Source organism: Tardiphaga sp. OK245 (genome assembly GCF_900108575.1).
Taxonomy (GTDB): domain Bacteria; phylum Pseudomonadota; class Alphaproteobacteria; order Rhizobiales; family Xanthobacteraceae; genus Tardiphaga; species Tardiphaga robiniae.
Genome location: NZ_FNWZ01000003.1, coordinates 694,492 through 714,557 on the forward strand (window position 1 = coordinate 694,492; position 20,066 = coordinate 714,557).

The 20,066-nt window shown below is 60.0% G+C and carries 23 protein-coding genes; 11 read left to right on the forward strand and 12 right to left on the reverse strand.

Features of this window, described 5'->3' with window-relative positions; translation table 11 throughout:
• Window positions 1-303 precede the first annotated feature (303 nt).
• Window positions 304-3,282, forward strand: coding sequence for an excinuclease ABC subunit UvrA (uvrA, locus tag BLW80_RS15835; RefSeq protein ID WP_093758686.1), 2,979 nt, complete (start codon window positions 304-306; stop codon window positions 3,280-3,282).
• Window positions 3,283-3,343: 61 nt separating this feature from the next.
• On the opposite strand, the gene BLW80_RS15840 is transcribed toward uvrA, so the two are convergent.
• From BLW80_RS15840 to BLW80_RS30360, 3 genes are all read right to left on the reverse strand, one after another.
• Complete coding sequence (locus BLW80_RS15840) at window positions 3,344-3,676, reverse strand: DUF5615 family PIN-like protein (protein WP_139285843.1); 333 nt, start codon at window positions 3,674-3,676, stop codon at window positions 3,344-3,346.
• A 3-nt stretch (window positions 3,677-3,679) separates the two neighbouring features.
• Window positions 3,680-3,907 (reverse strand): DUF433 domain-containing protein, encoded by a 228-nt coding sequence (locus BLW80_RS15845; protein WP_093759119.1) that lies wholly within the window; start codon window positions 3,905-3,907, stop codon window positions 3,680-3,682.
• Window positions 3,908-3,985: 78 nt separating this feature from the next.
• Window positions 3,986-4,126, reverse strand: a complete 141-nt coding sequence (locus BLW80_RS30360) for a hypothetical protein (RefSeq protein WP_165826921.1) — start codon at window positions 4,124-4,126, stop codon at window positions 3,986-3,988.
• Between the two features lie 228 nt (window positions 4,127-4,354).
• Here BLW80_RS30360 and BLW80_RS15850 point away from each other — a divergent pair, with 228 nt between their 5' ends.
• On the forward strand, window positions 4,355-4,990 hold the full coding sequence (locus BLW80_RS15850) for an HAD-IA family hydrolase (protein ID WP_089264461.1): 636 nt from the start codon (window positions 4,355-4,357) through the stop codon (window positions 4,988-4,990).
• A 67-nt stretch (window positions 4,991-5,057) separates the two neighbouring features.
• Here the strand turns inward: BLW80_RS15850 and BLW80_RS15855 are convergent, their stop codons facing one another.
• Window positions 5,058-5,462 (reverse strand): SPW repeat domain-containing protein, encoded by a 405-nt coding sequence (locus BLW80_RS15855; RefSeq protein ID WP_089264717.1) that lies wholly within the window; start codon window positions 5,460-5,462, stop codon window positions 5,058-5,060.
• Between the two features lie 284 nt (window positions 5,463-5,746).
• Here BLW80_RS15855 and BLW80_RS15860 point away from each other — a divergent pair, with 284 nt between their 5' ends.
• Window positions 5,747-6,031, forward strand: a complete 285-nt coding sequence (locus tag BLW80_RS15860; RefSeq protein WP_093758688.1) for a GNAT family N-acetyltransferase — start codon at window positions 5,747-5,749, stop codon at window positions 6,029-6,031.
• Window positions 6,028-6,300: a GNAT family N-acetyltransferase gene (locus BLW80_RS15865; RefSeq protein WP_093758689.1), complete on the forward strand. Its 273-nt coding sequence runs from the start codon at window positions 6,028-6,030 to the stop codon at window positions 6,298-6,300. The genes BLW80_RS15860 and BLW80_RS15865 overlap by 4 nt, the downstream gene beginning before the upstream one ends.
• Before the next feature lie 148 nt (window positions 6,301-6,448).
• On the opposite strand, the gene BLW80_RS15870 is transcribed toward BLW80_RS15865, so the two are convergent.
• Window positions 6,449-7,240, reverse strand: a complete 792-nt coding sequence (locus BLW80_RS15870; RefSeq protein WP_093758690.1) for a fumarylacetoacetate hydrolase family protein — start codon at window positions 7,238-7,240, stop codon at window positions 6,449-6,451.
• Window positions 7,241-7,356: 116 nt separating this feature from the next.
• Window positions 7,357-7,731: a DUF3597 domain-containing protein gene (locus tag BLW80_RS15875; protein ID WP_089264465.1), complete on the reverse strand. Its 375-nt coding sequence runs from the start codon at window positions 7,729-7,731 to the stop codon at window positions 7,357-7,359.
• A 545-nt stretch (window positions 7,732-8,276) separates the two neighbouring features.
• Here BLW80_RS15875 and BLW80_RS15880 point away from each other — a divergent pair.
• Complete coding sequence (locus BLW80_RS15880; protein ID WP_093758691.1) at window positions 8,277-9,089, forward strand: lytic murein transglycosylase; 813 nt, start codon at window positions 8,277-8,279, stop codon at window positions 9,087-9,089.
• A gap of 61 nt (window positions 9,090-9,150) precedes the next feature.
• Here BLW80_RS15880 and BLW80_RS15885 read toward each other — a convergent pair whose 3' ends face one another.
• On the reverse strand, window positions 9,151-9,411 hold the full coding sequence (locus tag BLW80_RS15885; protein ID WP_089264718.1) for a hypothetical protein: 261 nt from the start codon (window positions 9,409-9,411) through the stop codon (window positions 9,151-9,153).
• Window positions 9,412-10,156: 745 nt separating this feature from the next.
• Between BLW80_RS15885 and BLW80_RS15890 the strand changes: the two genes are divergently transcribed.
• From BLW80_RS15890 to BLW80_RS15900, 3 genes are all read left to right on the forward strand, one after another.
• Complete coding sequence (locus BLW80_RS15890; protein WP_081421766.1) at window positions 10,157-10,309, forward strand: DUF1127 domain-containing protein; 153 nt, start codon at window positions 10,157-10,159, stop codon at window positions 10,307-10,309.
• 200 nt (window positions 10,310-10,509) lie between these two features.
• Window positions 10,510-11,943, forward strand: a complete 1,434-nt coding sequence (trmFO, locus tag BLW80_RS15895) for a methylenetetrahydrofolate--tRNA-(uracil(54)-C(5))-methyltransferase (FADH(2)-oxidizing) TrmFO (RefSeq protein WP_093758692.1) — start codon at window positions 10,510-10,512, stop codon at window positions 11,941-11,943.
• Between the two features lie 30 nt (window positions 11,944-11,973).
• Window positions 11,974-13,077, forward strand: coding sequence for a serine/threonine protein kinase (locus tag BLW80_RS15900; protein ID WP_093758693.1), 1,104 nt, complete (start codon window positions 11,974-11,976; stop codon window positions 13,075-13,077).
• Here BLW80_RS15900 and BLW80_RS15905 read toward each other — a convergent pair.
• Genes BLW80_RS15905 through yajC form a run of 5 tightly spaced genes read right to left on the reverse strand, consistent with a single transcriptional unit; the run spans window position 13,069 to window position 17,343 of the window.
• The gene (locus BLW80_RS15905) at window positions 13,069-13,914 is read right to left on the reverse strand and encodes a phytoene/squalene synthase family protein (protein ID WP_093758694.1); all 846 of its coding nucleotides are present in this window, start codon (window positions 13,912-13,914) and stop codon (window positions 13,069-13,071) included. The genes BLW80_RS15900 and BLW80_RS15905 overlap by 9 nt on opposite strands.
• Window positions 13,911-14,294, reverse strand: coding sequence for an Mth938-like domain-containing protein (locus BLW80_RS15910; RefSeq protein ID WP_093758695.1), 384 nt, complete (start codon window positions 14,292-14,294; stop codon window positions 13,911-13,913). Before BLW80_RS15910 ends, BLW80_RS15905 begins: the two co-directional genes overlap by 4 nt.
• A 1-nt stretch (window position 14,295) precedes the next feature.
• Complete coding sequence (secF, locus tag BLW80_RS15915) at window positions 14,296-15,297, reverse strand: protein translocase subunit SecF (RefSeq protein ID WP_170849718.1); 1,002 nt, start codon at window positions 15,295-15,297, stop codon at window positions 14,296-14,298.
• A 31-nt stretch (window positions 15,298-15,328) separates the two neighbouring features.
• Entirely contained in the window at window positions 15,329-16,927 is a 1,599-nt protein-coding gene (secD, locus tag BLW80_RS15920; protein WP_093758696.1) for a protein translocase subunit SecD, read from the reverse strand.
• Window positions 16,928-16,971: 44 nt separating this feature from the next.
• Window positions 16,972-17,343 carry a preprotein translocase subunit YajC gene (yajC, locus tag BLW80_RS15925; RefSeq protein WP_093758697.1) on the reverse strand — a complete coding sequence of 124 codons (372 nt, stop codon included), beginning with the start codon at window positions 17,341-17,343 and terminating at the stop codon, window positions 16,972-16,974.
• Between the two features lie 706 nt (window positions 17,344-18,049).
• Here yajC and BLW80_RS15930 point away from each other — a divergent pair.
• The 3 genes from BLW80_RS15930 (at window position 18,050) to BLW80_RS15940 (ending at window position 19,865) form a co-directional block, all read left to right on the forward strand.
• On the forward strand, window positions 18,050-18,550 hold the full coding sequence (locus BLW80_RS15930) for an IS1595 family transposase (protein WP_093758698.1): 501 nt from the start codon (window positions 18,050-18,052) through the stop codon (window positions 18,548-18,550).
• A gap of 127 nt (window positions 18,551-18,677) precedes the next feature.
• A complete protein-coding gene (locus BLW80_RS15935) occupies window positions 18,678-18,902 on the forward strand; it encodes a hypothetical protein (protein WP_093758699.1) in 225 nt (74 codons plus the stop codon).
• Window positions 18,903-19,292: 390 nt separating this feature from the next.
• Entirely contained in the window at window positions 19,293-19,865 is a 573-nt protein-coding gene (locus tag BLW80_RS15940) for a hypothetical protein (RefSeq protein WP_093758700.1), read from the forward strand.
• Window positions 19,866-20,066: the final 201 nt, after the last annotated feature.

The window sequence follows — 20,066 nt, forward strand, 5'->3', positions numbered from 1 at the left end:
ACAAACTTAGCCCGGCCTCGCGCCGGGCTTTTTGCTGGCACCTCGCTCAGCCCTGACGCGCTCCCGATTGGCAGTTCACTGGCATGAGCCCGATACCGGAAGACCTGTCCTGCGCAGGCCGTTCGATTTGCACCCTTGCCTCGCAACCCCTCCGCCAACAAACCGTTGATCGTTGCTGCGGAGCACTGGAAATCCGTCCTCGTTCTTCCTATGTTCCGATGACAATCAATCGGCGTTGATCCCGGCCCGGCCGGCGGTGCGCGCCCGGATGAGCGCGCCTCGCGCGCTGGGGAATTGCCTGTTATGGACGAGATCATCAAGGCGAAGCGGCAGCAGGCCGCCGCGAACATGCGCAGCATCACCATCCGCGGCGCCCGCGAGCACAATCTCAAGAATGTCGACCTGACCATCCCGCGCGACAAGCTGGTGGTGTTCACAGGCCTGTCCGGCTCCGGCAAGTCGTCCCTCGCCTTCGACACGATCTATGCCGAAGGCCAGCGCCGTTACGTGGAGTCGCTGTCGGCTTACGCCCGGCAATTCCTCGAGATGATGCAGAAGCCGGATGTCGACCAGATCGACGGGTTGTCGCCGGCCATCTCCATCGAGCAGAAGACCACCTCGAAGAACCCACGTTCGACCGTCGGCACCGTCACCGAGATCTACGACTATATGCGCCTGCTGTGGGCGCGCGTCGGCATTCCCTATTCGCCGGCAACCGGCCTGCCGATCGAAAGCCAGACGGTGTCGATGATGGTCGACCGCGTGCTGGCGCTGCCGGAAGGCACGCGTCTGTACCTGCTGGCGCCGGTGGTGCGCGGCCGCAAGGGCGAGTATCGCAAGGAACTCGCCGAATATCTCAAGAAGGGTTTTCAGCGCGTCAAGATCGACGGCACCTTCCATGAACTCGCTGAAGCACCCGTACTCGACAAGAAGTTTCCGCATGACATCGACGTCGTCGTCGATCGCATCGTTGTCAGACCGGATATCGGCCAGCGCCTCGCGGAAAGTTTCGAGACGGCACTGAAGCTCGCCGAAGGTCTTGCGGTCATCGAATATGCCGACGCGCCTGCCGCCCCCGCGGACGACAAGAAATCCGACAAGAAGGTCGCGAAGATTCACGACAAGACCGGTGCCGAGCGCATCCTGTTTTCCGAGAAGTTCGCCTGTCCGGTCTCCGGCTTCACCATCCCCGAGATCGAACCCAGACTGTTTTCGTTCAACAACCCCTACGGCGCCTGTCCGAAATGCGGCGGCCTCGGCGTCGAGCAGACCATCGATGCCGATCTCGTCATTCCCGACAAGGAGCTGACGCTGCGCAAGGGCGCCATCGCGCCATGGGCGAAGTCGTCGTCGCCTTATTACGTGCAGACGCTGACGGCGCTCGGCAAGTTCTACAAATTCACGCTCGACACCAAGTGGAAGGACCTACCGAAGAAGACGCAGAATGCCATCCTGCACGGCTCCGGCGATGACGAGATCAAGTTCTCCTATGAAGACGGCGTGCGCTCCTACGACACCAAGAAGCCGTTCGAGGGCGTCGTCACCAATATCGACCGCCGCTTCCGCGAGACCGAGAGCGAATGGGCGCGCGAAGAACTCGGCAAGTATTTTTCCGACGTGCCCTGCGATGCCTGCGAGGGTTATCGACTGAAGCCCGAAGCGCTCAGTGTGAAGATCGGCGGCAAGCATATCGGCAACATCTCGGAAATGTCGGTGCGCAAGGCTGGCGACTGGTTCGAGTCCGTGCCGGATCTGCTCAACAAGCAGCAGAACGAGATCGCCGTCCGCATCCTCAAGGAAATCCGCGAGCGCCTCTCCTTCCTGCTCGATGTCGGCCTCAACTATCTCACGCTGGCGCGCTCATCCGGCACGCTGTCCGGCGGCGAGAGCCAGCGTATTCGCCTGGCGTCCCAGATCGGCTCCGGCCTCACCGGCGTGCTCTATGTGCTCGACGAGCCGTCAATCGGCCTGCATCAGCGCGACAATGCACGCCTGCTGGATACGCTGCGGCGGCTGCGCGATCTCGGCAATACCGTGATCGTGGTCGAGCATGACGAGGACGCGGTGATCGCGGCCGACTACGTGGTCGATGTCGGCCCCGGCGCGGGTACTCATGGCGGCAACATCGTCGCCCAGGGCACGCCCCAGGAGGTGATGAAGAATCCGAAGTCGCTGACCGGAAAATATCTCACCGGCGAAATGTCGGTGCCGGTGCCGGAGCGTCGTCCGCCGAACCACCGCCGCACCATCAAGGTGATCAATGCGCGTGGCAACAATCTCAAGAACGTCTCGGCGGAAGTGCCGCTCGGTCTGTTTACCGCGGTCACCGGTGTCTCCGGTGGCGGCAAGTCGACGCTGCTGATCGACACGCTCTACAAGGCCATCGCGCGAAAGCTCAACGGCGCCAGCGAAGGCGCCGCGCCGCATGACCGCATCGAGGGTCTGGAGCATATCGACAAGATCATCGAGATCGACCAGTCGCCGATCGGCCGCACGCCGCGTTCCAATCCGGCGACCTATACCGGCGCTTTCACGCCGATCCGCGAATGGTTTGCCGGCCTGCCGGAATCCAAGGCGCGCGGCTACGAGGCCGGCCGCTTCTCGTTCAACGTCAAGGGCGGCCGCTGCGAGGCCTGCCAGGGCGACGGCGTCATCAAGATCGAGATGCACTTCCTGCCCGACGTCTATGTCACCTGCGATACCTGCAAGGGCAAACGCTACAACCGCGAGACGCTCGAAGTTCTGTTCAAGGGCAAGTCGATCGCCGACGTACTCGACATGACCGTGGAAGAAGCCGCCGACTTCTTCAAGGCGGTGCCGCGCGTGCGCGAGACCTTCAAGACGCTACACCGCGTCGGCCTCGACTACATCCATGTCGGCCAGCAGGCGACGACGCTATCCGGCGGCGAAGCGCAGCGCGTCAAGCTCGCCAAGGAGCTGAGCAAGCGTGCCACCGGCCGCACGCTCTACATTCTCGACGAGCCAACCACGGGACTCCACTTCCACGACGTCGCCAAACTGCTGGAAGTGCTGCATGAGCTGGTGGCGCAGGGCAACACGGTGGTGGTGATCGAGCACAATCTTGAAGTGATCAAGACCGCCGACTGGGTCATCGACCTCGGCCCCGAAGGCGGCGACGGCGGCGGTGAAATCGTCGCCTGGGGCCCGCCGGAAGATATCGTCAAGGCACCGCGCAGCTATACGGGCAAGTTTTTGAAACCGGTGCTTGAGAAGGCGGGGAAGCCGAAGAAGCGGAAGGCGACGAGCGAAGCGGCGGAATAGAGGAGCGCGCGATCTATATTTTATCGTGGCGCGGGGTGACGATCACATCGACGGCGCGCCCTCAAGTCGTAAGCTCTATCACAGCATCTCCGCGCTCAATCGCTTTGATCACCCTCTGCATCGCACGCAAGATTCGAGCGATCAGGGTGCGATTGTTCATGTTGCCGAAGCGGATCCAGAGAATGAATGGGCCGCTCCGCCGTGCAGCACGGAGCATGGCGAAGTCGCGGTCTTTGGTAACGAGTACGGCAGAGCGGGCGACGGCTTCATCCCAGATCATCGCATCGGTGGCGGCCAGCATGCCAAGATCTGCAGTATGGATCGCATCCAACCCACGACCCCGCAGTGCTTCCGCCAGAGCCGGAGGAAGTTGCGTGTCGATAAGGAACAGCAATTGCTACTCCGCGGGGATAACCGGATGATCGGCTTGGCTGGCAGCAAAAGAAAGAACGGCATCGATATCCGCGCTCTCCAGATAAGGGTAATCGATTAGAATTTCCTCGCGCGATTGACCGGCCGAGAGCAAACCAAGCACATCGGATACGGTGATGCGCAGCCCGCGGATACAGGGGCGTCCATGCATGCGGTCGGGATCAATCGTAATTCGCTCCGAGAGGTCGTTCATTTTAAAGAACCTGCCGTAAAGCATCGATAGCTAAGCATAACAAATAAGGCGAGACCTGTCAGTGCCTATCCTTCACGCTCACCTCAGCCCCGTCCCATGACACCTCTGGCACTTCACCACCTTCTCGCCCTTCTTCAGCAGACCCTTGCCTTCGCAGTTCTTGCACTTCTGCTTCTTCTTGGTGTTAGGGCCTTTCTGGTTCGGTCTATCGTCTGCCATAAGGGCCTCCTGCGCGTGATATGAAACGGTAACGACGGGCTTAGCACGCTTGCTTGCGGCTCGTGCATCGTTTCGCCGCGCGGATGCGGGTTGAAAACCGGGTCTGATGGGATCATCCTTGCGACGGGTCGCATATCGGCCACGACTCAGACGAGAACCAGCCCGTGACCGCCACTGCCAAGCATCCAGCCGAGACCGAGAGCCCGGCCACCTCCCCGCCCGCCAGCCATGCCCTATAAGCTCGCCATCTTCGATTTCGACGGCACGCTGTCCGACAGCTTTTCGTGGTTCCTCAGCGTCATCAATTCCGTCGCTGACAAGCACAAGTTTCAGCGCGTCGAACGCGACCGCATCGACGAGTTGCGGAGCGTCGGCGCTGGTGAGCTGATCCGGCTGCTCGGTGTCGCCAAATGGCGGATCCCGTTGATTGCGCGCGACATGCGCAAGCGCAAGGCGCAGCAGATCGACCGCATTTCGCTGTTCCCAGGCGTCGACCGCATGTTCTGTGAATTGAAGGCGCGTGGCATGACGATTGCGATCGTCAGCTCCGATAGCGAGGACAATGTCCGACACGTGCTCGGCGATCTCGATCAGCACGTCGCCTATTTCGCCTGCGGCGCCGGCCTGTTCGGCAAGACGGCGAAATTCCAGCGCATCCTTGAGCTCACCGGCATCTCTGTCGATGACACGATCAGCATCGGCGACGAGATCCGCGATATCGACGCTGCGCGCGAGGCCGGGATCGATTTCGGCGCGGTGACGTGGGGCTATACCAGCGGAGCCGCCCTGAAAGCGCGCACCCCGAATTATGTGTTTTCCCGGATCGACGAGGTGATCGCGACGCTGGCTGTGCCAGGACGCTAACGGCCGGCCACAGACAGACGAAACCCGCCGGCCTCACGACAAGACCGGCGGGCCTGATCGCTTGTTGTCACTGCCCGTGCTGGGCCATTTCTCCATCGCTCAAATCCCAGTCCTGCCACAACTGCAGTGCTGCCAGCAGCACCACGAGACCGCCGAGGCAGGTATGGATGAATCTGAGCATGCCGTCGCCGGAATAACCAAAGAAAAGTGGCGAGGCGATCAGCCACAGACCGAGAATGATCGCGGCCACCTCCTCCCAGCGTTGCAGCGCGACATACTCAAGCTGTGCAAGGCCAAATACCAGGACGCCAACCGCCACCGTGTTAATGATTATGGCGCTGGGGGTCCCCCCGGTATATTGATGACCGTTCTGCGTAGGAAACCAGGGCGAGAGCGCAATCAGAACGCCAAGCGCCATGCCAAACCAGTCTTCCCACGTGCGATGCGTACCGAGAAACCGAGAGTCTGACATCGTGACCTCCTCCAAAAGAGGCATACGTCAGCGGCCGTTGGCATGACACTCCAACTGTCAAACGACCGATCCGGCCGCTTCGGGGCGTATGTCTACAATTGACGTAGGAACCCGCTTTGCCTTTGCAAGGCCACGCCAAAGCCATTTTTCACAGCGCGCAGAACGGCAAAGAGCCCCGCGCGATGAGACGGATTTCCCCTATCAGATGAAGCATGCGGCGGCTGCATTGCACCCGTTTGGAAATGACTGTTACCTTCTCCCGGACACCTGTGAATGGAATGAGAATGAGCAACGCGGTCTATAACAATACTTCGCTTCACCGTTTCGAACTTGCGGTCGACGGCCATATTGCTTTCACCGAATATACCCGGACGTCCGATACCATCACCTTCGTCCACACCGTCGTGCCGCAGGAATTGGGCGGCAGGGGTATCGGCTCACAGCTTGCCCGCGGCGCGCTCGATGCCGTCCGCGCACAGGGATTGAAGGTCGTGGCGCAGTGCCCCTTCATCGCGGCATATATCGCGAAGCATGCGGACTATCAGGATTTGCTGAAAGACGCGGCATGACCGGCGTTCGCGACAACAAGGCGCTCAATCGCTTCGAGCTGGATGTCGGCGACTCCGTCGCCTTTGCGAATTATCGCCGTGCCGGCGATCGCGTCATCATCACGCATACCGAAACGCCACCTGCCCTGCGCGGCCGCGGCATCGCGTCAGAACTGGTCAAGGGCGCGCTCGGATTGATCCGTGCGGATGGGCTGAAGGTCGTGGCGGGTTGTTCGTTCGTAGTGGATTATCTGCGCCAGCATCCGGACTATGCGGACCTGGTCGGCTAGCCACACATAGTCATTCCGGGGCGCGCCACTTGGCGCGACCCCGGAATCTCGAAGTGTTTTGAGTCTTCCTTACATCGGGATTCCGGCTCTGTGCTTAGTCGGCGTCGCCGACTTGCGCACATCCCGGAATGACGAATGGATTGCAAACTCAAACGACCTTGATCGACATGTCCGGCAAGCCCTGGATCTTGCAGAGCAGCACGTCGCCTTTCACGACCGGGCCGACATTCTCCGGTGTGCCGGAATAGATGATGTCGCCAGCCTTCAGCTCGAAGGCGTCCGAGAGTTTCGATATCTGCTCGGCGACGCTCCAGATCATCTTGTCGAGGTCGGAGGTCTGCTTCACGGTGCCATTGACCGCGAGCGAGATCGGACCCTTGGTCATGTGGCCGGTTTTGCTGGCCGGATGGATCGGGCCGATGACTGCGGCGTGGTCAAAACTCTTGCCGATCTCCCATGGCTTCTTCTCGTCGCCCATGGCGCGCTGCAGATCGCGGCGTGTCATGTCGAGTCCGACAGCATAGCCATAGACATGGTCGAGCGCCTTATCCACGGGGATATTGGTGCCGCCGGATTTCAGCGCGGCGACGAGTTCGACCTCGTAATGATAGTTCTTGGTAAGCGACGGATACGGGTGATCGGCGACCTCGCCGATCTTGACGTTCTGGATCGCATCGGTCGGCTTCTGGAAGAAGAACGGCGGCTCGCGCGTCGGGTCCGATCCCATCTCGCGGGAATGCGCTGCGTAGTTGCGGCCGATGCAATAGATGCGGCGCACCGGAAACACGTCCGTCTCGCCGACGATGGGGATCGTCACCGTCGCGACCGAGAATATGCCCTTGGGACCGGCCTGCGCCTGCGCGGCCTCGCCCGCCAGTGCGCTACCAGCCAAGGCAACGGCACCGGTGGTCAGAATCGTTCTGCGGTTGATGGGGTCCATGGCGTTTCTCCTCGTATGTTTTGTTGTTTTCTGGTCTTGTATTTATGCGTGCTGGTATACCACAGCAAAAAGGCCCGCGCGAGCGCGGGCCTTCAACTCCGTCCCAAACGGAAAGTTTAGTGCTTGATGTCGGCCGGCAGCTTGCCACCATTGGCGGCGAGCTTGGTCATCATCTGCTTGTGCAGCCAGATGTTCATGCTGGCGGAATCGCTGGTGTCGCCGGTGTAACCGAGCTCCTTGGCGAGATCCTTGCGGGCCGACAGGCTGGAGTCGATGTCGAGCGCCTTCATCAGGTCGACGATCGAGGTCTTCCATTCCAGCTTTTCGCCCTTGGCCGCCACGGCCTTGTCGAGGATCGCAGCAACGTCAACACTGTCCATCGGCGCGGCGCCTGCGGGAGCCGAACCGCCGGCGGCCGGCGCGGCATCAGGGGATGCAGCACTGGCGCTGGTGCCGAAAATCGCGCCCATGATCTTTCCGAAAATGCTCATATGTCGCTCCCAATAGCTTTCGTGACAGATTGAAGAATTCGTGCCGTGTTTGGTTCCGGCAGCACCAGCCGGTTCATACTTGTATCCGCCCACCACTCGCTTGCCAATGCGACGCGATAGACTGCGGGGAAGAGTCGTTCCAAGCCAACAGCCCAAACCAACCGCCAATCCAGTTGGCAAAGTCCTCGGCACATCGTTTGACCTCGGTAGCAAGGTCCGACTGAATTGAGGCGAAAGCCCGGCCGCTGCATTGCAGCGCTGTGAATGTCGGACGACATTTTCACCGAAGCATGAGCCACGGCGCTAGGTGCTGACCACGCGGCAAGGCTGGCAGTTCATCGTCTTCAATGGCGCAGCGACGAGTAACGTGGACCCGATAGTCTGATCTCGCCCAATGACGGCCTCTCGCAGAATTGCGCGAGAGGCCGTCATGCTGTTCTGATGTCACTGCGCAAGCCTTGTTTTGGCCGTGGTTCACCGGAAGGCTCATCGCGCACTATCGTTCGCGACACACGATTTCATCATCGAATGAGAGCCTTGAGACCATGCGCGCCCTGCTTTGTACGTTCCTGCTTGGTACAGTCCTGATCTCGCCGCTAGCGCCGGCCGTTGCTGCGCCGTCCTGCGGCACCGGCAGTTTCGATGGTTGGCTCGCCGCCTTCAAGACGGAAGCCGTCGGCAAGGGCATTTCGCAGAAGACCGTCGATACGGCACTGACCGGCGTCACCCTCGACAACAGCGTATTGTCGCGCGATCGCGGCCAGCAGGTCTTCAAGCAAAGCTTCGAGGAATTTTCCGGGCGCATGGTGCCACCAAGGCTGCGTCGCGGCAGCGACATGCTGAAGCGTTACGGCTCGGTGCTCGGACGCATCGAACAGCAATATGGCGTGCCCGGTCCGGTGCTGGTGGCGATCTGGGGGTTAGAGACCGACTATGGCGTGAACGTCGGCAAATTCCCTACCATCCGCGCCATCGCGTCGCTCGCATATGATTGTCGACGCGCCGAGATGTTTCGCGGTGAATTGCTCGATGCCCTGCGCATTGTCGACCGCGGCGACCTCGCGCCTGCAGAGATGCATGGCGCCTGGGCCGGCGAAATCGGTCAGACTCAATTCATGCCATCGTCCTACCTGAAATTCGCTGTCGACTTCGACGGCAATGGCCATCGCGACCTGCTGCGCAGCGCGCCCGACGTGCTGGCCTCAACGGCAAACTATCTCGCCAGTTATGGCTGGAAGCGCGATCAGGATTTTGCGCCGGGGACTGCGAACTTCGCGGTCATTCAGCAGTGGAACAAGAGCGAGGTCTATTCGAAGACCATCGCCACTTTCGCCAGTCAGCTCGCCAAAGAACCGTAGACTCGCATGAGATGATGGAAGGGCCGTCCGCTCCTCAGCAAGCGGCCCCTCCCGTGATGTCCTACTTCGTCATGCCAACATGCATGGCCCTGGTCAGATGGACCGCACACACGCCCATCTTGTTGTCGAGCAACGCGGTCTGCGCATCCGTCATTTCCTTGAACGCAACCCACTTCGCATCGCCGTCCGGCATCGCTTCGACGGCGGTTTCGGTTTTCAGCAGGTTGCTGCCGCTGCAGCCTTCCATACGTGCAGCCGAAGCCGGCACCGTAGCGAACACAACAGCAGCCATGGCGGCCGCTCCCAGTAATCTTGTGATCATCTTATTTGTCCTTCGCAACAGAACCGACGCCATTGCCGGATTCTGTAGAAGGAATTGATACGTCCCGCTGCGATCCAGGAAATAACAGCCGCAGTGAATTGAATGTGAGCCGGTTGTGATCGCCACCAAGAACACTCAGCTTTTTGGCGCTTCAGAAATCGAGAGCAACAAACTTACACAAATGTAATTCGCGCGATTTCACTGACGTCGCAGCATCGGCCTTTTGATGTGCCTCGGGAGGCCAACAGCGACCGCGTTTCGCGCAGGACATCGAGTTGCATATGTATTTGCCTTCACGCATGCAGTTTAGAGAAAAGTCGCCCCGCAAGCCTCACGTAAGGATGATTTATTATTCATTCCTAATACTCGTATGCGAATCACGCATAGCGACGCCAGACAGTAACTTACGAGGAACCGCCGAGTGCGCTGGCTGATTGAGGTCAGAAAGGCTTCATCGCGCCGGTTCAGCCGGCGGCATCCGGCTGAGCTTTGGAACACCTCCAAACGCATGATTTAACTGACTAATTAACAGCTAGAATCATTTCTAAAGGTGCCTCAATACGCACTGTGCCCGCAAAATCACCTCCGAGCGCCGAGAGGTTAATCATTCCTTGCGTGAGCTATGCAGTCCTTGACTAGCTGCATCGCAACATCTCGACTGCTGCACTGCGATATTGTCACCTATATTCACTTCAACAGCGAAGCACCTCGCAAGAGATGAATCGCTTAACGAAGGAGAACTCAAATGCTGCTTTCATTCATCCGCATGATCCAGGCGTTCCGCGACTATCAGCGCAACGTTGCCGAACTCTCCCAGCTCAGCGATCGCGAGCTTTCCGACATCGGTCTCGACCGTTCGGACATTCCGCGCGTTGCTTCTGGCGCCTATAACGGCTGATCCGTCAGGACGTTCTATCTGTCCTGCCTGACGTTTCACGGATTGCGCCCGCCTCGCGCGGGCGCAATCGTGGTTCCCTGAAGACATCATCTTCGGCGCCACACGCGTTCGAACCAAAGCGTCTTCAAAGCTTTGGCTAACCGGCCGAATTTCCGCGAAGCGAATTCCACTTCGCGCCGAAACGCGCTACATGCGGGGCCATGACAACAGCCCCAAACCCAGACGACTGCGTCCATGTGATCGGCGCGGGCCTTGCCGGCTCGGAAGCCGCCTGGCAGGTCGCCAATGCCGGCATTCCCGTAATCTTGCACGAGATGCGGCCGCACCAGATGACCGACGCCCATCGCACCGATGGCCTCGCCGAACTGGTCTGCTCCAATTCCTTCCGTTCTGACGACGCGCTCAACAACGCTGTCGGCCTGCTGCACGCCGAGATGCGCAAGCTGGGCTCGCTGATCATGCGCTGCGCCGATGCCAACCAGGTGCCCGCCGGTGGCGCGCTGGCTGTCGACCGCGACGGCTTCTCCGATGCCGTGACCAAGGCACTGAACGACCACCCGCTCATCACCATCGACCGCGCCGAAGTCGCCGGCCTGCCGCCAGCCGACTGGCGCAACGTCATTGTTGCGACAGGGCCATTGACCTCCGCAGCGCTCGCGGACGGCATCCGTGGACTGACCGACGAGAACGCGCTGGCCTTCTTCGATGCCATCGCACCGATCGTTCATAAAGACTCGATCGACATGGAGATCGCCTGGTTCCAGTCGCGCTACGACAAAGTCGGGCCCGGCGGCACCGGCGCCGACTACATCAACTGCCCGATGACCCATGAGCAATATGATGCCTTCATCGATGCGCTGCTGGCGGGCGAAAAGACCGACTTCAAGGAATGGGAAACCAACACGCCCTATTTCGACGGCTGCCTGCCCATCGAAGTGATGGCCGAGCGCGGCCGCGAGACGCTGCGTCACGGCCCGATGAAGCCGGTGGGCCTTACCAACCCCAGGGATCCCCTGGTGAAGCCCTACGCCATCGTGCAGCTGCGCCAGGACAACAAGCTCGGCACGCTCTACAACATCGTCGGTTTCCAGACGAAGCTGAAATACGGCCCGCAGCAGCAAGCATTGCGGATGATCCCCGGCCTGCAGAATGCCGAATTCGCACGGCTTGGCGGCCTGCATCGCAACACCTTCCTGAATTCGCCAAAGCTGCTCGACGAGCAACTCCGCCTGAAGGCGCAACCGCGGCTGCGTTTCGCCGGCCAGATGACCGGCTGCGAAGGCTATGTGGAGTCGGCCAGCGTCGGCCTGATCGCCGGCCTCTATGCCGCGGCCGATGCCAAGCGCCAGTCGCTGGCGCCCCCGCCCGTGACGACGGCGCTGGGCTCGTTGCTCGGCCACATCACCGGCGGCCATATTGAAACCGTCGATGCAGGCCCGCGCTCGTTCCAGCCGATGAACATCAATTTCGGCCTGTTCCCGCCGCTGGCTCAGGCGCCTACCAAGAAGCCCGACGGCTCGCGGCTGCGCGGCAATGAGAAGACCGTTGCCAAGAAGCAGGCGATGAGCGTGCGGGCGCTGGCCGATATGGATGACTGGATTACCGCCAGCCTGCCCGTTGCAGCCGCGGCATGACGCCGGCGATTTGAATTTCAGGATTGTTCGATGAGTTTGCCGCCACAGGACGCCGCTGCGCTGTCCAAGACCTGGACCGAAGGCGTGTTGCTGAAACGCGACGTGTTCTCGACTGTCGAGCGCGGCCGTTATCGCACGTCATCGGGCGAAGTCGATGCGGTGCTGCGCCGGCTCGACCAGGTGCCGTGGTGGTCATATCTGCTGGCGCTGCATCTGTTCACGCGGGAACGCCGCGCACTGACGCTGGCGCGCGATCTGCGCGTCGGGCCTGAATTGCTCTGGGCCGGCGACCGCGCGCTGGTGCGCGGCTTCATCGACGGCGTCGCACTGCATCTCGCCAAGCCGCATCACGACGCGCGTTATTTCAAATCCGCGAAGCTGGCGCTACGCAAGCTGCATCGCATGGGCGTGTGCCACAACGATCTCGCCAAGGAGCAGAACTGGCTGCGCGGCAGCGACGGGCTAGCTTATGTCACCGACTTCCAGCTTGCGGTCTGCTTCAAGTCCCGCAGCCAGTTGTTTCGCATCGCGGCCTATGAAGACCTACGTCATCTCCTGAAGCACAAACGGACTTACGCGCCGGAGCTTCTGACGCCGAAGGAAAAGGCGATTCTGGCGAAGAAGTCGCTGCCGGCACGGATCTGGCTGATGACCGGCAAGAAGGTCTATCGCGCCATCACCCGCGGCATCTTCAACTTCACCGACCGCGAAGGCGGCGGCAAGCGTCTGGTCAACGACGCGCCCCCTCTGCTCGAGATCATCAAACAGAACCCGGCGGTGCGCGACGCGTCGATCGTCGCCTTTGCCGACCGGCGCACTGGCGTCGGGCTCTATGCATTCGTGGAAGCCGATGACGTCGCGCTGGAAACGAAGCTGCAGGGTGAACTGACTGCCGCAAAGGGGGCAAAGCCGCCTGAGCATCTGCAGGTCGTCGCAGCCCTGCCCCGCGACGCCTCCGGCCGCATTCGCACCGAAGTGCTGCAGCTCGTCGCCATGAACCAGGTCGATCTGCTGGAGCCGCTGATGACCAGCGACGCCGATCGCGCGTTCCTGAAGGGCATCCTGGAGTCGCGGAAGAACCTGCGCGACCGTTTCAATTTCGAGACGACAGATCAGAAGCTGACGTCACACTGAGCGCGAGGCGCGCCACAGCGTCCACAGGGTCCGCAAGCGCGATCTGAGGTGGAGTTCGAACGGATCGTGATCCGCTCGGGCCATCTGCGCCAGATCGTGCTTCACCAGCGCCATGGACAGGAACGCTGCGCGCGCAGCCGGCGACACATCGGCGAGCATTCCCTGCGCTGTCGCGAGTTGCTCCTGCGCGCCTGATATCAGCCGATCCAGCGTTGCACTGATGCCTGGCGTCATCTTGCCGGCAAACATCTGATCGGCGCTGCTGCCGTTCTGCAGCAGCATGTCCTGCGGAACGAACAATTGCCGCCGCATCGTGTCGTAGGGCAAACGCGCGATGATCCGCGCGACGCCTTGGGCCAGCCCGGCATGCTCGGCGACATGAGCGCTGGCCTCAGACCCGTCGCCGAGGATCTTTGCCGATGAGAACAGCAAAGTCCCGAGCGTATCGCGAAAGTGGCTCTCGAGCAGCGCGAGATCCGGCATCGGGTCGTTGTAGAGATCGAAGATGTGCACATCGATCAGCTTGGACAGCCTGTCGATGGAAAGATCGTGCGCGCGGATCGCTAGCAATAATTCGACAGCAACGGGGTTCTGTTCGACATCGCCATGACCTGCGCCGGCCAGCATGTCGGTCCACCATTGCAACCGGATCTCGCCAGGCAACGGTTGTTTCACGAGCTCGCGGACGCGGGTAATTTCCGTATTGAACGCATAGAGCGCCAGCAGCGAACGGCGCTTGTCGGCAGGCACGAACAAGGTCGCCGCGTAGCGGTCGAAGTCGTGGCTGCGCACCAACTCCGCGCAGAAAGCCGCGGAGCTCTGATCAGCACCACTCATGGCACCGCGATCAATGCAGCGGCAACGCGGCGGCGCTCGCCCATCATCACGTTATAGGTGCGGATCGCAGGACCGGTTTGCATCGCATCGATCACTACGTGCAGATTGCGCAAGGCATTGCGAAGATCGTTCGGCACAATCCAGACCTCGTTGCCGGTGCCGATGATCAGCGTGTCGATGCCTGCCGCGCCTTCGAACACGCGCCGCAACGAATGGCGGTCGATGTCACTGGCCCTGGTGGCCGACCACGCCCACACCGCATCGGGCAGACACAGGAGCGAACCCTGATGCGACATGGTGTCGAAGTGGAAGCCGCCCTTGCCGTAGGCTTCGATGGCGGCCGAGCGCGGAAGGTGCGGCGCTTCGGGATCGACCGGCATCTCAGGGCTTCGGCTTCGCGGCCGGCTTGTCGGCGTCTTCGCGGTGTTCGCCGACGCCGAGATAGATCAGCAGCGGCGCAGCGATGAAGATCGAGGTGTAGGTGCCGACCAGCACGACGCCGAAGATCATGACGGCGGTGAAGGAGTGGATCGCCTGGCCGCCAAACGCGTAGAGCGCCAGCAGCGCCAGCGTCACGGTGACGTGGGTGATGATCGAACGCGACAGCGTCGAATTGATCGACTCGTTCAGCAGCTCCGGCATCGGCATCTTCTTGTAGCGACGCAGAATCTCGCGAATACGATCGTAGATGACCACGGTGTCATTCAGCGAATAACCGAGAATGGTCAGCAGCGCCGCAATACTGGTGAGATCGAAGTCGACCTGCGTGATCGACATGAAGCCGATCGTCAGCACGATATCGTGGACGTTGGCGATCATGGCGCCCAAGGCGAACTGCCATTCGAAGCGGAACCAGAGATAGATCAGGATGCCCATGATCGCGACGATCAGGCCGAGCATGCCGTAAGCCAGCAATTCGCCGGAGACGCGCGGACCCACCACTTCGACGCGGCGATATTCGACGCTGTCACCGAGGGCTGCACGAACCTTCTGAACGGCGGCCTGCTGCGCGGCATCGCCACCCGGCTGTTCGGCCAGACGGATCAGCACGTCGGCCGCGCCGCCGAACTGCTGCAGCTGCACGTCGCCGAGTTGCAGGGCGGCGAGCGTCGAGCGCATCGCGCTGATATCGGCCGTACCGGATTTGGCCTGGACTTCGAGCAGCGTGCCACCCTTGAAGTCGATGCCGAAATTCAGTCCGTGCGTGAAGAACAGCACGATGGCGAGGATCGACAGCAGCGCCGAGATCGGGAACGAGATGCGGCGGAAGCGCGTGAAATCGAACTTCGTATCGTCGGGGACGATGCGGAGCGACGGCAACAGATCGAAGATCGCCACGATCGACAGAATGACAATCAGCGCGCCCAGACCTGCCAGAACCATTTGTGTCGTTGTCAAAATCTGCTCCGTAAACTCAAATCGGCACGCTGGTCGGCCGCTTCCACCTGACCCAGCCGGCGACGATCAGACGGGTCACGGTGAAGGCCGTGAAAACCGTTGTGATGATGCCAATGCCAAAGGTCACGGCGAAGCCGCGGACCGGTCCGGTGCCGATGTAAAACAGCACCGCAGCGGCGATGAAGGTCGTGATGTTGGAATCCAGAATGGTCGCCAGCGCGCGCTTGAAGCCGGCATCGATCGCCGAAATGGCGGTGCGGCCGGCGCGCAACTCCTCGCGGATGCGCTCATAGATCAGCACGTTCGAGTCCACGGCGATGCCGACCGTCAGCACGATGCCAGCGATGCCGGGCAGCGTCAGCGTGGCGTTGAGCAGCGACAGGATACCGAAAATCATCAGAACGTTGATGGTCACCGCGATATTGGCGAACAGGCCGAACAGGCGGTAGGTCAGCAGCATGAAGACGATGACGAGGATCGACCCGACATAGGCCGCAAGCTCGCCCTTGGCGATCGAGTCGGCGCCGAGGCCGGGGCCAACGGTACGCTCCTCGATGATGCTGAGCGGCGCAGGCAGCGCGCCAGCACGCAGCAGGATCGCGAGATCATTGGCGCCCTGCACCGTGAAGCTGCCGGAGATCTGGCCGGAGCCGCCGGTGATCGGCTCGCGAATGACCGGAGCGGAGACCACTTCGTTATCGAGCACAATGGCGAAGGGCAGATTGACGTTCTTCACCGTGGCATCGGCAAACTTGCGCGCGCCGGACGTGTTGAAACGGAAGGAGACGATCGGCTCGTTGGTGCGCTGATCGAAGCCCGGCTGCGCATCGGTCAGGTCAGCGCCCGAGACCAGCACTTCCTTCTTCACGAGATACGGCGTCTTCGGAGATTGCGAGCTCATCAAGAGTTCGGAGTCCGGCGGCACCCTGCCTTGCGCCTGCTCGGCCGGGAGCGAGGTGTCGACCATGCGGAAGTCGAGCTTCGCCGTCTTGCCCAGCAATTCCTTGAGGCGGGTCGGGTCCTGCAGGCCGGGCACCTGCACCAGGATGCGATCGAGGCCCTGACGCTGGATCAACGGCTCGACGGTGCCGAGTTCGTTGACGCGCCGCTCGACGATCTGGATCGACTGTTCGACCGACTGGCGAATGCGGTCATTGATCGCTGCCGGCGGCACCGAAAGACGGATCAGGCCGTTGCCTGCGTCCGAGACTTCCAGGCTGCGCTGGCCGCTCTGCCCCATCAAGCCGCCGAGCGGCTGTGACAGTTCACGCAGCTTGGTGAGCGCGGTCTGATACTCGGTGTCCTTGGTGATACGGACTTCGACATTGTCGCCGCGAACACCAAGGCCGGTATAGACGATCTTGGCGTCACGCAGTGTGCGGCGGACGTCGTCGCGCACCTGATCGAGCTTGTCCTTCTTGACCGAATTGGCATCGACTTCGAGCAGGATGTGCGAGCCGCCCTGCAAGTCGAGGCCCAGCACCAGATGGCGCTGCGCCCATTTCGGCCAGGTTTTCACGGTAGCTTCGGGGAAGAAATTCGGAACCGCGCACAGGCAGACCACGAGCGCCGTCAGAATGACCGCCAGCGCCTTCCACCGCGTGAAATACAACATCGAGATGATCCGTCAGATTCTTGAAATGGCGACGCGCAGACGCATCAGCTCGCGGCCGCGTCGTCCTTGGCATCAGCCTTGTCCGCCTTTTCCTTGGCGGGCTCACCCTTGGTGCGCACGCCCGAGATCATCGTGCGGAGCTGACGTACGCGAACGCCTTCGGCGAGTTCGAACTCAACCTGCTCGTCATCGACCACCTTGGTGACCTTGCCGACCAGACCGCCCGAGGTGACGATGGTGTCGCCGCGGCGGATGTTCTTCACCATCTCGGCGTGGTCCTTCACCTTCTTCTGCTGCGGACGCAGGATCAGGAAGTACATGATCACGAAGATCAGAGCGAAAGGCAGCAGCGACATCAGCATGCTGTTGGTGTCGCCGCCGGCTGCAGCCTGGGCAAACGCAGGGGTAATGAACATCGGGAAGTCCTCGTAAACGCTGGGGAATAAACCGGCGACGCGTCGGCGTTCGGCCGGTTTGGGTAAATTCGCGCGGACTATAGCGGCCGGCGTCCCAATTGCAACGCCGGTAAACCCTCTGATTTGTCTGCGATTTGTACCGCTTGCGGATGTGTTCCGGGCTCGATATGGGTGCGCGCCGAGGAAAGTCAAAAATGTCAAAGAATTCGACAACTGCGATTTTGTCTCGCTATTTCAATGGCTTCCCAACTCGAATTGTTTCAACAAAATCCCAATAACTTTTGGGGCACAAAATCCCAATGATTCTTGGGCGTAAAGCCGCTGCATAGTGCCGCGCGTCACTTCTCCGATTGGTCAACCGCCGGCGCCGTTGCGCGTTTTTGTCTCAACGACCGCGCCACAAGAGTCTTGTCGCGAGCGAGACATCAACCATTTCTGACGAGACGACAGCGCCTTCACAAATGCCAACGCGGCGCGCTTCGGCTCGCCGCCAAGCAGCACGATAAACAAACACCGGAAATCTTCCCGGAATCAGCAAAAGCAATCTTGTTCGTAGGATTGATGGCTGTCCGGCTCGACCTGCAATAGCGATATAGGCAATCACTTGCGGACCTCCGTAGGCTCAGACGATATTATATACGAGTGTGACCCATTGACTTGGGTCCGTTAAACGCCTAATATTCATTCATTGGATTGGGTGAGTTTGATGACAGTAGAGTTCAAGAGCCTGCACGATCTATTTGAGGCCATGCCCGACGAGATGGCCGCGATAAATTACTTCAAGTCGATCTCCTGGAAGAATGGCGAGCGTTGCCCCTACTGCGGCCACGACAAAGTCTATTCTTTTGCCACGGGTAAGGTCTGGAAATGTGCTGAATGCCGTCAGCGCTTCTCTATCCGCATTGGTACAATTTTCGAGGATAGCAAGATTCCATTGCGTAAGTGGCTGGCTGCGATCTGGCTGATCACGTCCCATCGCAAGGGCATAACGAGCACTCAGATTGCGCGTGATCTGAACGTCACGCAAAAGACGGGATGGTTCATTTTGCACCGCTTGCGTCACGCTGCCCGCACCCGTTCTTTTAATCGTCAACTTCGCGGCACCGTCGAAGTTGACGAGGCTTATTTCGGTGGCAAAGAGAATAAGCACGTGAAGCCCAAGGCGATAGCGAGTGCTAAGTCTAGTTCGCGGCTTGGTGTCGGCTGAAGCCTGCAACCTTTGTACACCCCAATGCCGTGTACATCGCGCTGCATCTTCACGCAGTGAAGGACGGGCGCATGACTAAATTTCTCGGTCGCGTCCAGAGGCGACTCACTTATGAAATGCTCATCGCATGAAAAAGTCGAAGCCCAAAAAATACGATGAAAAATTGTTCATCGGTATGTCATTCAGCGAAGCTGCCGAGCGTTTCGCAGGGGTTGCGCCTGCCGAGATGCACGCCAATATCGAAAAGGCCAAGAAAAAAAAGAAACCGCCGAGAAGCGAACCTCTCGGCGGCAAGGTTGTTAACTCAAATGTCGTTCTCTTACGCAACAGACGTAAGGTAAACAACGTTTGAACGACCAGCGCCGCGACGACGGCGCCAGTGCCCGCATACGTGCTCAATCGAGCCGAAACGAATGCGGTAGTACGGATCAATCCAGATCCTGTTCATATCAAGTGTTCCTTCTTCTAAAGGCACACTTGAGCCGATGAGCAGGAAGTGCTACACCCCGCACTGAAGACCGGGGGGAGCACTTCCCACTTCCATCCAGTCCGGTAGTGCACGGAACACCGAACTGGAACCTGAATATCGGCCCCACACGCGCCAACGTGATGGGGCCGAAGTTCATTCAGGACGACATTAATCTTATACAGTAGTTCCACATTCCGAACAATACCGGTATGTGATGAAATCTTGCGGTTCCCGTACATTCGCGGTACAAGAAGGGAACACAGGAGAACGCCCGTGTCCGACCTTGCCCTTTCGAACGCACAGAAGCGGCGTGACGATCTCGCATCGCGAATTAATCAGCTATCTCAGTCGCTTGAAGACTGTCGAAAAGAGATAGCGTCGATCGACCAGTTCATCGCAGCGTGGCACCACTATGCTGACGGCGGCCAACATTCGCCGAGCATTCCGGTCAATACCCACTATACACAGGGTTCGATGACGCTGAATTCAGTGGTTAATTCGGCGCGGATTATTCCTCCCAAGAATCCGGACAGGGAGACTGTCGGGCGTGCGGCCTGGGACATAATTGTAAAGCGCGGACGCCCCGTGATGCGTGGTGAGTTGTTCAACGAGTTGGGTAAGCGGGGGATACAGATATACGGCAAGGACCCAGAGATGGTCTTCAGCACTATGATGTGGCGAATGCAGGAGCATTTTGTCCGCTTGCCAAAATTTGGGTATTGGAAAAGAAACGAACCGTGGGCGCCCGCAGGATACGTTCCGGGGGCCACAGTGGAAGATGACGGCGAGGATCAGAAGATTTTCCAGAATACCATTTTTGATCCAGCGAGCGTCGCTGACGCTTAAGATCGAGGCACCGCACTAATACAGCGGACCACACATAACAGAATGCTCGACCTCGCGGAGTAACAGCGGTCGCCGAAATGGCGTCGCTTGCGATTACCGGCAGGTCCTATATCAAAGCCCACAAAGTTCGCGGAAATATAGGTACCTGTACGGAGCGTTTTTGAGAAACACTCCGTGGGAAACCATTGAGATCGTTGAGAT

Bases quoted from the DNA above. Each gene is read 5' to 3' on its own strand.
- BLW80_RS15855 (WP_089264717.1), bottom strand. From the start codon at position 5,462: ATGTCAGACTCTCGGTTTCTCGGTACGCATCGCACGTGGGAAGACTGG.
- BLW80_RS15860 (WP_093758688.1), top strand. From the start codon at position 5,747: ATGAGCAACGCGGTCTATAACAATACTTCGCTTCACCGTTTCGAACTT.
- BLW80_RS15880 (WP_093758691.1), top strand. From the start codon at position 8,277: ATGCGCGCCCTGCTTTGTACGTTCCTGCTTGGTACAGTCCTGATCTCG.
- BLW80_RS15900 (WP_093758693.1), top strand. From the start codon at position 11,974: ATGAGTTTGCCGCCACAGGACGCCGCTGCGCTGTCCAAGACCTGGACC.
- trmFO (WP_093758692.1), top strand. From the start codon at position 10,510: ATGACAACAGCCCCAAACCCAGACGACTGCGTCCATGTGATCGGCGCG.
- BLW80_RS15930 (WP_093758698.1), top strand. From the start codon at position 18,050: ATGACAGTAGAGTTCAAGAGCCTGCACGATCTATTTGAGGCCATGCCC.
- secF (WP_170849718.1), bottom strand. From the start codon at position 15,297: ATGGTTCTGGCAGGTCTGGGCGCGCTGATTGTCATTCTGTCGATCGTG.
- BLW80_RS15885 (WP_089264718.1), bottom strand. From the start codon at position 9,411: ATGATCACAAGATTACTGGGAGCGGCCGCCATGGCTGCTGTTGTGTTC.
- secD (WP_093758696.1), bottom strand. From the start codon at position 16,927: ATGTTGTATTTCACGCGGTGGAAGGCGCTGGCGGTCATTCTGACGGCG.
- yajC (WP_093758697.1), bottom strand. From the start codon at position 17,343: ATGTTCATTACCCCTGCGTTTGCCCAGGCTGCAGCCGGCGGCGACACC.
- BLW80_RS15905 (WP_093758694.1), bottom strand. From the start codon at position 13,914: ATGAGTGGTGCTGATCAGAGCTCCGCGGCTTTCTGCGCGGAGTTGGTG.
- BLW80_RS15875 (WP_089264465.1), bottom strand. From the start codon at position 7,731: ATGAGCATTTTCGGAAAGATCATGGGCGCGATTTTCGGCACCAGCGCC.
- uvrA (WP_093758686.1), top strand. From the start codon at position 304: ATGGACGAGATCATCAAGGCGAAGCGGCAGCAGGCCGCCGCGAACATG.
- BLW80_RS15910 (WP_093758695.1), bottom strand. From the start codon at position 14,294: ATGCCGGTCGATCCCGAAGCGCCGCACCTTCCGCGCTCGGCCGCCATC.
- BLW80_RS15865 (WP_093758689.1), top strand. From the start codon at position 6,028: ATGACCGGCGTTCGCGACAACAAGGCGCTCAATCGCTTCGAGCTGGAT.
- BLW80_RS15845 (WP_093759119.1), bottom strand. From the start codon at position 3,907: ATGAACGACCTCTCGGAGCGAATTACGATTGATCCCGACCGCATGCAT.
- BLW80_RS15870 (WP_093758690.1), bottom strand. From the start codon at position 7,240: ATGGACCCCATCAACCGCAGAACGATTCTGACCACCGGTGCCGTTGCC.
- BLW80_RS15935 (WP_093758699.1), top strand. From the start codon at position 18,678: ATGAAAAAGTCGAAGCCCAAAAAATACGATGAAAAATTGTTCATCGGT.
- BLW80_RS15890 (WP_081421766.1), top strand. From the start codon at position 10,157: ATGCTGCTTTCATTCATCCGCATGATCCAGGCGTTCCGCGACTATCAG.
- BLW80_RS15850 (WP_089264461.1), top strand. From the start codon at position 4,355: ATGCCCTATAAGCTCGCCATCTTCGATTTCGACGGCACGCTGTCCGAC.
- BLW80_RS30360 (WP_165826921.1), bottom strand. From the start codon at position 4,126: ATGGCAGACGATAGACCGAACCAGAAAGGCCCTAACACCAAGAAGAAG.